General features: G+C 52.1%; 11 protein-coding genes. 4 read left to right on the forward strand and 7 right to left on the reverse strand.

The window, feature by feature from the left end; genetic code table 11:
- Positions 1-10: 10 nt before the first annotated feature.
- Entirely contained in the window at positions 11-706 is a 696-nt protein-coding gene (locus tag ACY2RQ_RS17195; RefSeq protein WP_490114228.1) for a hypothetical protein, read from the reverse strand.
- A 780-nt stretch (positions 707-1,486) separates the two neighbouring features.
- Between ACY2RQ_RS17195 and ACY2RQ_RS17200 the strand changes: the two genes are divergently transcribed.
- The gene (locus ACY2RQ_RS17200) at positions 1,487-2,224 is read left to right on the forward strand and encodes a fimbrial biogenesis chaperone (protein WP_490114229.1); all 738 of its coding nucleotides are present in this window, start codon (positions 1,487-1,489) and stop codon (positions 2,222-2,224) included.
- A gap of 55 nt (positions 2,225-2,279) precedes the next feature.
- Here the strand turns inward: ACY2RQ_RS17200 and ACY2RQ_RS17205 are convergent, their stop codons facing one another.
- The 6 genes from ACY2RQ_RS17205 to ACY2RQ_RS17230 all read right to left on the reverse strand — a co-directional run bounded on the left by ACY2RQ_RS17205 (position 2,280) and on the right by ACY2RQ_RS17230 (position 7,945).
- The gene (locus ACY2RQ_RS17205) at positions 2,280-4,676 is read right to left on the reverse strand and encodes a TcfC E-set like domain-containing protein (RefSeq protein WP_490114230.1); all 2,397 of its coding nucleotides are present in this window, start codon (positions 4,674-4,676) and stop codon (positions 2,280-2,282) included.
- Between the two features lie 133 nt (positions 4,677-4,809).
- Complete coding sequence (locus ACY2RQ_RS17210; RefSeq protein WP_490114231.1) at positions 4,810-5,709, reverse strand: hypothetical protein; 900 nt, start codon at positions 5,707-5,709, stop codon at positions 4,810-4,812.
- A gap of 130 nt (positions 5,710-5,839) precedes the next feature.
- On the reverse strand, positions 5,840-6,457 hold the full coding sequence (locus tag ACY2RQ_RS17215; RefSeq protein WP_490114232.1) for a hypothetical protein: 618 nt from the start codon (positions 6,455-6,457) through the stop codon (positions 5,840-5,842).
- Positions 6,458-6,710: 253 nt separating this feature from the next.
- The gene (gene secB, locus ACY2RQ_RS17220) at positions 6,711-7,172 is read right to left on the reverse strand and encodes a protein-export chaperone SecB (protein ID WP_490114233.1); all 462 of its coding nucleotides are present in this window, start codon (positions 7,170-7,172) and stop codon (positions 6,711-6,713) included.
- 71 nt (positions 7,173-7,243) lie between these two features.
- Entirely contained in the window at positions 7,244-7,507 is a 264-nt protein-coding gene (gene grxC, locus ACY2RQ_RS17225; protein WP_490114234.1) for a glutaredoxin 3, read from the reverse strand.
- 21 nt (positions 7,508-7,528) lie between these two features.
- Positions 7,529-7,945: a rhodanese-like domain-containing protein gene (locus tag ACY2RQ_RS17230; protein WP_490114235.1), complete on the reverse strand. Its 417-nt coding sequence runs from the start codon at positions 7,943-7,945 to the stop codon at positions 7,529-7,531.
- Positions 7,946-8,418: 473 nt separating this feature from the next.
- Between ACY2RQ_RS17230 and gpmI the strand changes: the two genes are divergently transcribed.
- From gpmI to ACY2RQ_RS17245, 3 genes are all read left to right on the forward strand, one after another.
- Positions 8,419-9,951 (forward strand): 2,3-bisphosphoglycerate-independent phosphoglycerate mutase, encoded by a 1,533-nt coding sequence (gpmI, locus tag ACY2RQ_RS17235; protein ID WP_490114236.1) that lies wholly within the window; start codon positions 8,419-8,421, stop codon positions 9,949-9,951.
- A 256-nt stretch (positions 9,952-10,207) separates the two neighbouring features.
- Positions 10,208-11,383, forward strand: coding sequence for a murein hydrolase activator EnvC family protein (locus tag ACY2RQ_RS17240; protein ID WP_490114237.1), 1,176 nt, complete (start codon positions 10,208-10,210; stop codon positions 11,381-11,383).
- A gap of 90 nt (positions 11,384-11,473) precedes the next feature.
- Positions 11,474-12,841 (forward strand): S41 family peptidase, encoded by a 1,368-nt coding sequence (locus tag ACY2RQ_RS17245; RefSeq protein ID WP_490114238.1) that lies wholly within the window; start codon positions 11,474-11,476, stop codon positions 12,839-12,841.
- Positions 12,842-12,915: the final 74 nt, after the last annotated feature.

The following is a 12,915-nucleotide window of genomic DNA, read 5'->3' on the forward strand; positions in this document are numbered from 1 at the left end:
TCCACACACCTTATTCAGGTGTAACAGTCAGATACAGCGCCCCCGTATACACCCCGGTCATTTTGTCAGCTACACTCGCCCCGCTGATTCCAACCCTTGCGTACGCATTCTTTCTACCTCCGCACGCCAGATCACTACTGCCTGACAGGTTACTGATCCTCCCCCCCGGAGACACTGGAGACGGAGATCCATTGATAGTACCCGACAGCTTTACTGTGTACGGTATAGTGGTACCAGCGTTACTCAGGAGAAATGGATCAGCGCCACCCGTTCCCCCACTGACAGAAATACTGTATTTCCCTCCGCCACTGACAAAAATGCAAAAGGTGCTGTTCTGTTCAACATCGGGAACAAGAGGGTCCAACTGGCTTATCTGACTTATCCGTGCCAGTTTTGGAATATTCATCGTTACATCAATACTCTTTCTATCCCGGGGCAGCCTAGGAGACTCAAAAGTCAGCGTGGTTCGGTAGTCCCCAGGAGGCACAGCTAAAATATCACTGCTCTGAGCCCTGACTCTTATAGCCGACTCAGCCCCTGGCTCATTGCACTCGACAGCACCGGAAAATCTTCTTGTTTCATTAGGCCTGAATGCTGAAAAGCCGCTGTTTCTTGCAACTTTCCATTCAAACGTAACATCAAGATAATCATTGCTCCCTTGTCGTTTAAGTCTGTACTGATTGGGATTACTGTCAGCACTGATCATTTCTGCCCGGTAAGCTGACGCAGACCGTCTAAGCAGGAAACCCAAAAAATACCGTTCTTGATAGGAGATATTGCAAAAATCTTCTGGGCGACTAATAAACTCCGGTGTCATCAGATCACTGGCAGTTAAAGACAGAGCAAGGTCATCAAAATTCAAGAGATCATAACAAAACCTGTCTCCAAAAAAAGCATCTCCAGAAAAACGGCACTGGGTATCAGGAAGCAATGCTGATACATCAAACGACACCAACAGTAAGAAAGATATTGTCAGTCTCGCCCACATTCCCGGATATCTCCTATACCTTACATCTACAGTCAACAACTACTACCTGAATTAAAGGCAGATACTGTGCCATTAATCAAAAAAAGCAGCCAATCCATGAAAAAAGGCGACTGCGTCACATTATATACATTAAATTTTACACAAGGCCATTGATATTCCATGCTAATAAAGATGACGAATATAGTCACCCTGGTTACCTTTCACGTCACACATAGTCACACATAAGAGAGTCAGTATTTTTTGTACAGGGCTCCTTTTTGTACTTTTTGTATAAAGCTCAGCCCACAAAGTCTGCCTGCGATCATATTTGCACATCCCTGTAAAGCAGACTTCAACTTATAAGAGTCTGTTCACAATCTGATCCCAGGCTACAAACCCAGGCTGTAAATGCCGGATAAAAACTACATTTTCGCTTTCCACGAAAGATCATGAACAGGCTCTAAAAGAATCTTCTATTCTCTAGTAAATACTCACAACAACACATGCCGGATAACTCTCATGCGCTATATCACTTTATTAGCGGCCTGCTTAATAGCTATGTGGATTCCTGTATCTCAGGCCAATATCACCATTGACCGGGCCATAGTCGAATTCCGCCCGGACAGCGAATACTTCACTGATATCACCATCTACAACAGTGACAGGCACAAAGCCTTTATCGCGGTATCCGTAAAGGAAGTCATTAACCCCGGCCTGTCCAGCGAAACACTCCTGCCTTTAACTGATCCGGACAAAGCCTCCCTGGTGGCTACCCCTACCCGTATGGTTCTGGCGGGGGAACAGTCGGGCAAGGTGCGGATTCTTAACCTGGATGAGGAGCAGAAACGGGAACGTATTTACCGGGTTCTGGTGGAACCGGTGCCTGGCCGATTGAAAGAGGGTCAGAAAGGGGTCAGGCTGCTAATTTCCTACGAAATACTGGTAGTGGTCCGGCCGGACAGCCCAAAGTTCAACCTGGCTGACCAGCGCAAGGGTAAACTCCTTACTGTCCATAACGCTGGTAACAGTAATGTCTATCTGGAGAATGGCCGTCAGTGCAATCCCGACAAGAAAGATGAATGCCGGGACATTACCGGAACCAGAGTCTATGCCGGAGCCAGTGTCAGGTTTGAATTACCCTGGGCTGCTGATGTGTCATTTCAAGTGAATAACGGCCAGCAATCTGTACCAACGGTCTTTACCGGTAAAGGCAGGCTGCCGGATGATGCTCCGCCCCCACCGGCATCTGCACCTTGAGCATGACCAGAAAGAATCTTTTAACGCACGCACACCCGGTCGGCAGCTCTGCACTTTAACCCGGCTGGCAAACCAGTTTCCCAATCAGAACCACCCCCCGCCGCTTTCGCCTTGTCTCCGGCAGTGGCACTATACAGGTATGACCCTCACGGGTTTTCACTGTCAGGCTTTTAAGATCAGGGCGTATACGGGCCTGGAACAGCCCGCCTGTATCTGTCTGGGCCTGATCTTCGCTGTTTTCCAGCAGAGCCCCTTCCAGCCCATGACCGTTTTCATCCACAATCCGCCCGATAACCGGGTCAACCTGAATAATCGGGAAATTTACTTCAGCCACACTGCCGGGATAGAGAGTGACGGTTTTAACCTGGTCTTCATAATCCGAGAAATTATCCGCTGCCGGGGTTATGGAAATGTCATACTCCCGAAACGGCTCAAGCACTACAGGAACAGTGTCTCCCACCCTTCCCAGGGCAAAGCTCCGGCCATCCACCTGAATCTCGAACAGGCTGTTGCCTTCACCAGTTAATTCAACCATCACTGCGCTGTCATTCAGTCGGCCGCCCCCCACGCTCACAGTATTTTTCCGGGCAAGAAAACTGGTATTGAGGCTGGCAATATAATTTGTGGTGCCCGGGCCTTTATCTGGTACAGATCGACTGACAGACACCATACCTTCAAGCCAGCGGCCAGATAACTGAGCATTGGCACCAACAGTGCGCTTCTGTCGTTTTTTTTCAGCGAAACCACCCACAGAAATATTCTGGTCATAAACCTCTATATTCTGCCTGTTTGCACTGACGCGGCTGATCAGGGCAATATCCCGCTGCTTTTTATTAAAGCTGCGACTACGACTCTCCTGTCGGGACTGGCTCAGGGTAAAGTCACTGTTTTCCATCACCCGGGTTAACGACAGTGTTGCCATAACCTGCTTCTGCTCCTTTCCACCGCCACCGCCACCGGAAACCTTTGAAGCATCCACAGAAAAGCGCAGGTCATAATCGCTGCCATTGAACAACGCCCAGCTCAGGCGGGCATAGTCTGTTATGCGGGTGACTTCGTCTTTATCACTGCGCTGCCAGTCCCGGCCAATACCAACTGTAGCCGTGCCGATCGGGCGGGACAGGCTGAACTGCCCTGTACGACTGCCATCCCCCAGCAGAGAACCGGTTTTGTCTGCTTTATTGGATGCCTTGCGGGGAGAAAGCTTTCTGTAGCCAGCCTGCAGCTGAAAGTCATTCCAGAACAGGGAAACATCACCATACATGCCCCAGCGTTTATATCTTGAGGCCATAACACCAGCAGAGACATCTATATTATTTCCCAGGTAGAGCAGGCTGCCTTCTATCAGGCCATCGCTGTTATCCATAACCCCTGACAGAGTGAGAGCTGTACTTTCCAGCAGGAGGTGGCTGTAACCTCCCCGCAGGAGCCAGCCATTTCCGGTTTCCGGCCACCACTTATCCTTAACATTCTCCATTGGCCGGCCCACTTCCAGAAAGTAAATGGGATCATTCTTTCCCGGCAGCCGGTTACTCTTCACGTACAGAATACGCTTCTCCTCCAGCAAACGTGTACCGTCGTAAATCTTCAGGGTCAGATTATAGGCTCCGTGGGGAAACCCCCGGGTATCCAACTGCTGTCGGCCAGCATCAAGAAAACGGGCTTCCAGAAGTTTGCCGTCCCGGTATATATCCACCCGGCCACGAATCGGCAAAAACACGACAACTGGCGTACTATTTACAGAAGCATCATCATGTAACGTATCGGAAGAATGAGCCAGCCTGGCTCCCAGCAGAAAAGGATCAGCAGAAAAGGTCAATCCAAAACTCCGGCCGGCAAACAGGCCGCCCATTATCTCCTGCCCCTGCCAGTCCCTCTCTATAAAAAGAGAGGAGATATTGAAATGCCCGGTTTTGTCATAACTCCAGTCAGAAAAAACGTGTTTCTCCTTTATGGCCATCACCGACCGGCCATACCAGGAGTAGTGATCTGCTGAATCTTTTGAACGCGCGCCAGACATACTCAGGCTTAACCCCTGAACAGCGGAAAAGCCGCTGCTGGGCTCACTGAGATACTTGTCCGTACGGAATGTTTTAAGCTTCAGCTCTGCGGGGCTTACAAAGATCTCCGCCCGGAAACGGCTTTCATCAAAAATCACCCCGGCCACATCCGGTCGCAGTAACGTACACTCCTGGCTTAGCCGAGCGTTACATACAAGGTTCCGGTGGGTGTCCAGATGTCCGGTCAGGGCTTTCTCAACCCGGGCCGTGTTCAGTAGCCCCGGCAATAGCCGCACAACAGATGCAGGTTGTTGTAACTCTATCCAGTCCCAGGTAAACCGGGCCATAACAGCCCCCTGCCTGCGACCGGCAAACCAGATTTCCACCAGGGTTTCCCTGGGCACGTCCAGGTGTTCAAAACCTTCGGGAATATCCTCAGGATCTGCTTCCATATCAACAGCTGCCCCAGCCACAGCACTAGCCGTCAGCAGCGAAGCACTGACGAGAACAGGTAAAACAAACTGATAAATAATAGATAGACAGAGCTGTATCATAGGCCGAAGAACAGGACTGGGTTCTTCAGGTTTATCGGGCTTCGACAGTAATTCTCAAGTTGCCCGAATAGTGCCCGCTGGCTACCCTGCGTGCGGTCGCCAGGGGAATAACCAGCCTGACACTGGCATTATGACTGCCCCGGCAATCCGGCGAGGACGCCCCCTCATACACCCGGCTGCTTACCCCTGACTCCATCCCTTCCGGCGGCAGGTCATTACCCTTCCAGGACACTGTATAAGGCAGCAGATTCTGCTTATGGTCACCTCCCCGCAAGGCAAAACCTCCATTTTTCCCGTCTCCCCGGAGCTTCACCACATAGCCTCCCCGGCCATTGCGAAACAGACAGAAGCGGACTTCCCCCTGAGGAGCGCTGTAACCATCAAACCGGGGGAGGGAAAGATTACCGAGAACCCGGACACCCATTTGCTCCTGCACATTCAAAAACAGCCTGACGGGAACAACCCGGGATGGCAGACCAGCGACTGTGAGTTTCAGCTCAAGGCGTTGCTGGTAAACACCTCCCGGGATTTCTCCGGAATCCATCTGAGGACGGACCCGCAGCCAGAATACCGAATTATCCCTGGCGCAATGGCTGGTCAGGCTTTTGCCCTGCAACACAACTCCCGGCACCTGGATATCCACCGCTTTGGCACTGGCTCCGGTCACAGCCTCAAGGACAAACGGCACCTGAACCCTCTGCCCTCCCAGCGGGAGAAGGAACATGCCTCCATCCGGGCGGGAGATTTCCACTTTCCAGTCAATGTCACGCTGTCTGGATTGCTCCAGCCAGACACAATACTCCCCTGCTCCCCCCTCTTTAACAGAGAACAGAGGCAGAATGCTATCGCCGGCCAGGCGGACAGAAACAGGTTCTTCAGCCTGTCCGGATACAGCAATAAGGATCAAGATAATAAGAGAAAGATTGCGCATTCCATTGCACACAGTGGTTTTGAATACTTTCAGTGTAGATAGGAAAGAAAACAGAGCAGGCTGGCAGGTATGTTGTCAGTGAAACCCTGACAAGCCTTACCCAACACAAATCATTGCCACCCGCCTGTTCTTATGTTGCCTGAAAATGCAGCTTCAGAGTGGCCTGGTAATTACCTGAAGTCTGCATTTTGATACTGGATGTTTCTACATGCACTTCCGTTGTAGCCTTGGCGCAGGTATCACTTGCCAACCCGGTCGTGATTGGATAGGAGGCTCCTGGAACAACACTTCTCATATCCTTGCTGCCAATAGCATCAAGAATATTGACAGTAATGTTCAAATACTCCTGTTTTTTTCCTTTGTTATCCTTATTCACCATACGGAAGGAGTTGTTCAAGGCCTCCGAGCTCCTGATGCTCATGTTGGCACCACCATCGCTGAAGTTCGCCCTGACGCAGTAACCCTTGCTTCCCAGAGCCTTGCCACTCGCCTTGTCATGGATCAGTGGAAGGGCATTTGTGCCGTCCATGGAATCAACACTAATCATCCGTCCAAAATTCAGAGACACATCCAGGCTAATTTCCCAGCTCTGCTTCTCCTGGTCCTCAAAAGGCTGAACCTTTGCCAGAGTGAGGGCGGAAAACGTCAGCGCAGCCGAAGCGGCACAAAACCCAGCCCAGCGAAGAGGACGAAAAGCGGTAATTCCTGACACCATAACAGCAACTCCCAAACCAGAAGATCCCAACACACGGCCGGAATCCGGTCATCAACGACCAAAAGTATGAATATAGGATGTAAAAAGGGGATAAAAGATTCCCCAACCAGTCAGTTAAACTGACCGGGCTGTCAGGATAGGTGAAAACAAAAAAACCGCCACACGGCGGCTTTTCAGATGCAGAAAAAGTTCACTCTACGAAAGGCTATTGGACAAGCCCGCCAAAGGCTATCTGCAACAGACTATCTGCAACAGGCTCTCGCTAAAGGCTTCTCTGCAGCAGCGATTACTGCCGGGTCTGTTCAGCAGCCTGCTGCAGGGCCTGGGCATACAGGGCATCGAAGTTAACAGGTGCCAGCATCAGGGCCGGGAAACTGCCACGGGTTACCAGGTTGTCGATGGCTTCACGGGCATAGGGAAACAGCAGGTTTGGGCAGAAAGCACCCAGGGTACGGTGCAGATCGGCTTCCGGCAGATTCTTCGCCATGAAGATGCCGGCCTGGTGAATTTCAGCCACAAAAGCCACTTCTTCGCCATGGTTGACGGTAGCGGTCAGGGCCAGAACCACTTCATACATACCGTCTTCGTCCAGGGCAATATTGGTGGTATTCAGGTCCAGTTTCACCTCAGGCTGCCACTGTCCCTTGAAGATGGCCGGAGCCTTGGGGGATTCAAAGGACAGGTCCTTGATGTAAATGCGCTGCAGGGCGAACTGGGGCTGTTGATCCTGGCTTTCAGTCTCAGACATCTTTATTTCCTTTAACGAAATTCATTAACCCCCGACCTGTTAAGGTTTCAGGGGCCGTTAAGTAAATTGAGCTATTCCTGCTCTGCGGACAGCAACGAATCAAGCTGGCCCTGGGATTCCAGCGCATAGAGATCATCACAGCCGCCCACATGGGTCGAACCAATCCATATCTGCGGAACAGATGTCTGGCCGGCCTTTTCAGCCATGGCCTGACGCACTTCAGGCTTTCCGTCCACAGAAATCACCTTCACCGGCACGCCTTTTTTTCCCAGCAGAACCAGAGCTCTCTGGCAGAAAGGGCACCACGCCGAGCTGTAAACAATGACATCCTGCACTGCTGTTACCGCCTTGAAATTTTATTTCTTCACCAGAGGCAGGCTTTCGCTCTGCCAGGTGCTGATGCCACCACTGAGGCGCACGACCTTTTCAAAGCCGGCGTCTTTCAGCTGTTTGCCGACCATACCGCTGTGCTGCCCCATGGCATCTACCAGAATAATTGGGACGGCTTTATATTTTTCAAGCTCGCCAATACGATTTTTCACGCTGGCATGGGGAATATTAAGAGAGCCAGTGATTGAGCCATTGGCAAAATCGTTTTTATCCCGGATATCCACAACCACAGCGTCTTCGTGATTGCTCAGGCGGGTTAATTCCTGGGTGGAAACCGTCTGTCCGCCTTTGCGGAGTTCGGTGAAGGCCAGCAGCCCCAGCAGTACAGCGAAGGTTCCTGTGAGTGCAGGGTTATTGATTATAAATTCTATGAATTGTTCCATTAGAGAATTCAGGCAACCAGAAAATACGACAAGTCGGCAAGTATACAGACTGCCCGATGTATTTCACCAGTCTGTAAAAGCACACCACCCTCCGGTAAGCGCGACCGACGGGGAGTGAGCCACGTTTCCGGTTTATGGCTGGACTCATTTAAGGAAATTTCCATGCTTATGGCAGAAGGCATCACTTATGGAAGGAGGCACCACTTTTCGCCTTTGCCAATATCAAGATCAAGATCAACCGGGGGAACATCCTTATCCCGACACATGCTTCCATGTGCGTTTAATCTGTTCAGGCAGTCTTCGGTGCTATCTGACTGAAGGGACTATCTGACTGAATAGATATTGTTGACTGGATAGATATTGCTGACTGAACAGATATTGATAGATATTGTTGACCAGTTTCCGTGGTTTTACCTTAAACAAGCCGCTAAAATCCCTCAGCAATTCACCAGCAGATACGATGCCAGGACAGCATGACCAAGCGCACGACTACCGCACTGCTTATCCTTGATGGCTGGGGCTATCGGGAAGAAGCCGACCACAACGCCATTCTCGCCGCGAATACTCCGGTTATGGATCGACTCTGGAAAAACAATCCCCACGCCCTTGTCTCCGGCTCCGGCGTTGATGTCGGCCTGCCGGAAGGCCAGATGGGCAACAGTGAAGTCGGCCATATGAACCTGGGTTCCGGTCGGGTGGTTTACCAGGAACTGACCCGTATCAGCAAAGCCATTGATGAAGGTGAGTTCCAGAAAAACCCGCAACTGGTCAAGGCCGTTGACGCTGCTGTCAGCGCCGGCAAAGCCGTACATTTGATGGGTCTGATGTCTCCGGGGGGCGTACACTCCCACGAAAACCACATTCTCGCCATGATTGAGATGGCCGCGGCCCGTGGTGCCAAAGAAGTGTATGTGCATGCATTCCTGGATGGTCGGGACACCCCTCCCCGCAGTGCCCAGCCCACCCTTGAGAAAACCGATGCCCTGCTGCACAAGCTTGGGGTTGGCCGTATTGCCAGTCTGATTGGCCGTTACTACGCCATGGACCGTGACCAGCGCTGGGACCGTGTGGAACTGGCCTGGAACCTGATGACCGCCGGCATCGCTGAGTTTACTGCAGCCACGGCTATAGAAGGCCTCACCGCTGCCTACGCCCGTAACGAAAACGACGAGTTTGTTCAGGCCACTGCTATCGTACCGGAAGGTGGCAAACCTGCCGTTATTCACGATGGTGACGCTGTTATCTTTATGAACTTCCGCGCCGACCGTGCCCGCCAGCTGTCCCGGGTATTTGCGGAAGACCACTTCCACGGTTTTGAGCGTAAGCAGCGTCCCGAGCTTGCTGCTTTTGTCATGCTGACCCGTTACGCCGAAGATATTCCCGCTCCCTGCGCTTTCCCGCCTGCGATTCTGGAAAACACTCTCGGGGAATATATCTCCGCCCAGGGCAAAACCCAGCTGCGTATCGCGGAAACAGAAAAGTATGCCCACGTCACCTTCTTCTTCAGTGGCGGACGGGAACAGCCCTATAGCGGCGAAACCCGTATTCTGGTGGAGTCCCCCAAGGTGGCCACCTACGACCTGCAGCCGGAGATGAGCGCCCCGGAAGTGACCGACAAGCTGGTGCAGGCCATTGAGAGCGGGGAATATGACCTGGTGATCTGCAACTATGCCAACGGTGATATGGTGGGTCATACGGGCATATTCAGCGCGGCGGTAAAAGCAGTGGAATGTATCGACACCTGCGTTGGTCGGGTCACCGAAGCCCTGAACAAGCACGGCGGTCAGTGCCTGATCACCGCTGACCACGGCAACGCTGAACAGATGCAGGATCATCATACAGGCCAGCCCCATACCGCCCACACCTGTGAGCTGGTACCGCTGATCTACTCCGGCCCCCGGGACATTACCCTTAAGCCCGGTGTCCTGTCCGATATTGCCCCGACGCTGCTGGCTCTGATGGGAATTGCTCAGCCTGAAGAGATGACGGGCAAAAGCCTGATCTGACCTGGGTTTTGCGTAACGCCGGCCTGTTCTTTCTGGCTGGCGTTTTCACTCCTGCTATTTTTCACTGAAAGTCCTTCGTCGTATAGTCACCGATAGACCCGACCATTAATCTTAAGCTCTCCACTCCTGGCAGAAAGCGTCCATAATCATTGAATAGAATAAAAATATTGCCGAAGTAACCGGGAAGAGTCGATTAATGATTGTCGGCACAAATAAGCCTTGGGCATAATTGACACACTGATGTGATGCAATACCCATGAAAACCATAAGCACTGATTATTTATTATTTTTACTCCGCCAGCCCATACGATATGCGCTGCTGGCGGTTGTAATTGCCTGCCCGCTGCCGTCCTTACCCGCTTTCGCCGAAGATGACGCTAAGCGCCTTGAGCAGGTCAACAGGGATATCAGCGAGCTGAAAAGCCTTCTTGAGCGTATCCGGAAAGAGCGCAGCTCCATTGAGACCCGGCTGGAAACCACAGAAAAAGAGATCAGCCGCATACAGTCCTCCCTCAGAAAAACAGAGCAGGAACTCAGGGAAACGAGGAAAACCGAAAAAAAGCAGCAAATCCTGCGAAAGGAACTGCAGCAGGAAAAAAAAAACCGGGAAGAGACAGCGGTCGAAGCGATTAAAGCCGCCTATATCTCTGGCAAAAGTCCACGCCTGAAGGTGCTTCTTAATCAGGAAGACCCGGCCAAAGCCAGCCGGATAATGGCTTATTATGATCACTTTGCCAAAGTCCAGACCGAAGCCCTTACCGAACTGAATGAGTCTTCCCGCAGGCTCGCCGCCGCAGAACAGAACCTGACCAGTACCCGCCTGCAGATTCAGAAACGCCAGAACACCCTGAAAACCCAGGAACAGAAGCTGAACGCCAGCAACAGCAAACGTCAGCAGATTCTTGCCGGACTGAACACCAAAGAATCCAAAAGCAGCTCCCAGCTCAGGAATCTGACCAGAGAGCAGAAGGAACTGCAGGAGCTGCTGGCATCCATTATCTCCATCTCCGACATTACCGATATCGACAAACCCTTCCGCCAGAACCGTGGAAGAATGCCCTGGCCGGTAAAAGGCAAGGTGACCCATAAGTACGGTGAAAGCCGTAAAGAGAGCAAGGTCAGCTGGAAAGGCGTGTTTATCAAAACCAAAGCCGGAACACTGGTGAAAGCCCCACACCATGGCCGGGTGGTATTCGCAGACTGGATGAAAAGCTTCGGGCAGCTGCTGATTATTGACCACGGCGGCGGCTATATGACTCTGTATGCCCATAACCAGGAACTGCTGAAAACAGTGGGTGACTGGGTTGTACCCGGAGAGAGCATTGCCCGCACAGGTAACAGCGGGGGCCAGACGGAGAATGGCCTGTACTTTGAAGTGCGCTATAAAGGGCGTCCGTCAAATCCTTTAGTCTGGCTTATGGCTTCCCGCTGAACCTTGCAATTTTATAGATATAACAGCGATCATTATTCAGATGAAAAAGCCATGTTGAAACATCGGAACCATTTCCAGCAGGAGCTATGCATGCCCACCCGATTATCGTTCTTTTCCTGGTCTCTCGCTCTGCTCCTGGGCCTTCCACCGGCAGCCCCTCTCTCCGCAGAGTCTGTCAAGCCAGCGGAACCTGCCAACCCCGCTGAAGCACAGAAACAAGAACAGAAAGGCCAGCTTCCTCTGGACGATCTGCGAGCATTCACCGAGGTGATGCAGCGCATTAAAAGCTCATACGTTGAGCCGGTTGATGACAAAACCCTTCTGGAAAATGCCATTCGTGGCATGCTGGATAATCTCGACCCCCACTCCGCTTATCTTCAGCCGGAAGACTTTCAGGATCTGGAAGAGAGTACATCCGGTGAGTTTGGCGGTCTGGGTATAGAAGTGGGCAGTGAAGATGGCCTGATCAAGGTGATTACCCCCATTGATGACACCCCTGCCAAGCGTGCCGGCGTAATGGCCGGCGACTTGATTATCCGCCTCGATGAAACGCCTATTCGTGGTCTCGGACTGAAAAAATCCGTTGAACTGATGCGCGGAAAAGCCGGTCAGCCCATTAAGCTGACCATTATCCGGGAAGGAGCCAGCAAGCCTCTGAACATTACCGTAGTGCGGGACATTATCCGGGTAGACAGCGTACGTCAGCGCACCCTGGAACCCGGCTTTGGTTATATCCGCATCAGCCAGTTCCAGGTGGACAGCGGCAAGGAAGTGGTTGCGGCTATGGATAAACTACGTAAACAGCAGAAGAAAGGCCAGGAGCTGAATGGCCTGGTTCTTGACCTGCGCAACAATCCCGGCGGCGTTCTGCAGGCAGCGGTTGATGTTTCCGACGCATTCCTGACCGATGGCCTGATTGTGTATACCAAAGGTCGCATTCCCAATTCCGACATGAGCTACAGCGCTAACAGGGAAGACCCGTCCAAAGGTATTCCCGTGGTGGTACTGATTAATGGCGGCTCGGCATCCGCTTCTGAAATCGTCGCCGGCGCACTCCAGGATCACCGCCGGGGTATTGTTGTAGGTACCAAAAGTTTCGGTAAAGGCTCAGTGCAGACTGTTCTGCCCCTGACCACCGATGCAGAACGGGGCCTGAAGCTGACCACCGCCCTGTATTACACCCCCAGGGGCAGGTCCATTCAGGCGGAAGGCATTATGCCGGATATAGAAGTGGATAACGCCAGCGTCACCCGGGTGAAAGACGACCAGAGCTACCGTGAAGCAGACCTGCAGGGCCACCTGGATAACACCAGCAAGAAGCAGAAAACCGCTGCAGACAGCAAAACCGAAAAAGCCCAGCCCCTGGATGTTACCGACTACCAGCTGAACCAGGCTCTGAATATTCTGAAAAGCCTGCATCTGTCCCGTCAGGGTGGCGCAGATAAGCCCCCATCATGACAACATTCACATACCCGGGCAGCGGTCATTTACACTGTCTGCCCGGTTATGGCTTTCTCAAAACACCTTACCTA

The organism is Parendozoicomonas sp. 209JJ7-1 (assembly GCF_058147085.1).

Excerpts from the sequence above, each read along its gene's own strand:
- ACY2RQ_RS17195 (WP_490114228.1), bottom strand. The coding sequence starts at position 706 with ATGATCAGTGCTGACAGTAATCCCAATCAGTACAGACTTAAACGACAA.
- ACY2RQ_RS17200 (WP_490114229.1), top strand. The coding sequence starts at position 1,487 with ATGCGCTATATCACTTTATTAGCGGCCTGCTTAATAGCTATGTGGATT.
- ACY2RQ_RS17205 (WP_490114230.1), bottom strand. The coding sequence starts at position 4,676 with ATGGAAGCAGATCCTGAGGATATTCCCGAAGGTTTTGAACACCTGGAC.
- ACY2RQ_RS17210 (WP_490114231.1), bottom strand. The coding sequence starts at position 5,709 with ATGCGCAATCTTTCTCTTATTATCTTGATCCTTATTGCTGTATCCGGA.
- secB (WP_490114233.1), bottom strand. The coding sequence starts at position 7,172 with ATGTCTGAGACTGAAAGCCAGGATCAACAGCCCCAGTTCGCCCTGCAG.
- ACY2RQ_RS17230 (WP_490114235.1), bottom strand. The coding sequence starts at position 7,945 with ATGGAACAATTCATAGAATTTATAATCAATAACCCTGCACTCACAGGA.
- gpmI (WP_490114236.1), top strand. The coding sequence starts at position 8,419 with ATGACCAAGCGCACGACTACCGCACTGCTTATCCTTGATGGCTGGGGC.
- ACY2RQ_RS17240 (WP_490114237.1), top strand. The coding sequence starts at position 10,208 with ATGAAAACCATAAGCACTGATTATTTATTATTTTTACTCCGCCAGCCC.
- ACY2RQ_RS17245 (WP_490114238.1), top strand. The coding sequence starts at position 11,474 with ATGCCCACCCGATTATCGTTCTTTTCCTGGTCTCTCGCTCTGCTCCTG.